The 1894-nt window shown below is 56.7% G+C and carries 3 protein-coding genes; all 3 read right to left on the bottom strand.

What is annotated here, in order from left to right:
- Positions 1-264: 264 nt before the first annotated feature.
- Genes BQ7388_RS10620 through BQ7388_RS10610 form a run of 3 tightly spaced genes read right to left on the bottom strand, consistent with a single transcriptional unit; the run spans position 265 to position 1567 of the window.
- Positions 265-744 (bottom strand): hypothetical protein, encoded by a 480-nt coding sequence (locus BQ7388_RS10620; RefSeq protein WP_072500640.1) that lies wholly within the window; start codon positions 742-744, stop codon positions 265-267.
- Positions 741-1139: a helix-turn-helix domain-containing protein gene (locus BQ7388_RS10615; protein WP_072500639.1), complete on the bottom strand. Its 399-nt coding sequence runs from the start codon at positions 1137-1139 to the stop codon at positions 741-743. Before BQ7388_RS10615 ends, BQ7388_RS10620 begins: the two co-directional genes overlap by 4 nt.
- 14 nt (positions 1140-1153) lie before the next feature.
- Positions 1154-1567, bottom strand: coding sequence for a hypothetical protein (locus BQ7388_RS10610; RefSeq protein ID WP_072500638.1), 414 nt, complete (start codon positions 1565-1567; stop codon positions 1154-1156).
- Positions 1568-1894: the final 327 nt, after the last annotated feature.

The following is a 1894-nucleotide window of genomic DNA, read 5'->3' as shown; positions in this document are numbered from 1 at the left end:
CCCAACGCGTGCGTTTCTTGCCCCAAAGCGTCGAACGCGTCTGAGACAATCGCGCCAACTGGGCAAACGCGGTGGCCTCAGACGCGTCGGACGCTTTCGCCGTTTCGGGGGACGCGTTTGACGTTGTCGGCATGTCGATAGACGCGTCGGACGCCGTCGCTACGCCGAGAGGCGCGTCGGACTCGGCTGCCGCCCGCCCGTGTTACTCGCCTCGTGTCACGCCGCACGAGCCCGTACATACCCGCAGACGCCGTGCGCCTCGAACTAATCATCCATTCGTCCGCCGGTATCATCCGCTTCCTTGGGATTCGCGTCATCTAGCGCCTCGAGGAGGGCGTCGGGGTCAACATCGGGGAGCATGAGGTTCTTGTTCGGTGACATGCCAGCAAGTATCGATAGGTACGTCCTCGCATGGGAGTAGGCAACCCAGAAGCCGTTTCTTTTCAGCGCTCTCTTGGTTTCTGTGGGGTCGTTGCCACCTTCTGTCGAAACGACGAGGGAGACCAAGACCTGGGAATCAAGTCTCACGTCGTTCTCGTCCTCGGAGTTGATCAGCTTTGCCCTTACGGTCAGATCTATTCTCATTCGCACTTCGGAATCAGCTTCGTTGCGCTCCGGTTCGCCTTCGAAACTGCTGATGTCTACTACGAGGCCCATCTGGCTTGCAGGGGCTTCCGAAACTCTGAATGACGACTCCGGGACAGATATGGACTTCGTTGTCACCTTGGAGAGGAAGTCGCTCATGCCGTCACCTCCTTCCTTGCGGAGACCATCGCCCTCGTGCTCCTCAGGTAGCCCGTCTCTTTCCAGAGGTCATTGTCCGTGTCTTGTGCCAGGTCACTCGTGAACGAGGCGCTTGCCCGGTCTCCCTTGGGACGAATCCCGAGGTTCAGGTCCAACGCGCAATCAAGTTCCGCCATGGTTCTTAGGGTGATGTTCGCGTCCCCGGAGAGAATACGTGTCACCTGACTGGGCTTCTTTCCCATGAGACGCGCAACGTCTGACCGGTTCAGGCCACGGGCCTTCATCGTCTTTCCGACAGCAGCATATAAATCGAGTAAGTAGCCGAGTTCGATTTCCGCTGGACTCTTCGTGCCGGCGACTGCCTCAGAGAAGCTTTCTCCTTTCACAATGGACATAGTTTCTCCCCTCGCTAGTCTTCTTCCATATTCATTCGCGCAATACGTGCCAAGTGCCTTGCCTTGTCCATTAAGCTTGGTGGAATCTTTCCCGTGCCCTGGTGCCCGTTAAAGTCGAATAGGAGCACCAGTCTCGATGGGCCGGAGGTTCGGTGCACGTATGCCATAATCCTTATGACTTTGTGACCGACCTTGATTTCCACGAGCGAGATTTCGCTGTCGAGCGACCTGATGAGGGATCCGTAGTACGTCTCGGGTTCTTCGTACTGGATCCTCTCGACCGTTTGGACGATGAGCCTGTAGCGTTCCAGTTGCTTCGGCTTTTTCGCCATTTTTGCGAGGAAGTCGGTCTTGCCCTCTGGACGTAGGACGAGAACCGAAATACCGCATTCGATGTCGTGTTCGACGATCTCATACCCCTCTGCCATCACACCTCCATTCTATTTCATATATAAGTAAAAACTCCTAAGAATATCAAGGGGCCTATTCGGCTCACGTGTCGGTTTGCATCGGGAGCGGTGCTCTTGCTCTTGAGGGTCGTCAGCGATGTCGAGCGAGTGATGTTCCCTCTCCAAAGCGTCGAATGCGTGATAGTTGCATCCCGAAGCGCCCAACGCGTGCGTTTCTTGCCCCAAAGCGTCGAACGCGTCTGAGACAATCGCGCCAACTGGGCAAACGCGGTGGCCTCAGACGCGTCGGACGCTTTCGCCGTTTCGGGGGACGCGTTTGACGTTGTCGGCATGTCGATAGACGCG

It is taken from the genome of Olsenella phocaeensis (assembly GCF_900120385.1).
Taxonomy (GTDB): domain Bacteria; phylum Actinomycetota; class Coriobacteriia; order Coriobacteriales; family Atopobiaceae; genus Olsenella_I; species Olsenella_I phocaeensis.
This window is presented reverse-complemented; position numbering and strand designations above follow the sequence as displayed.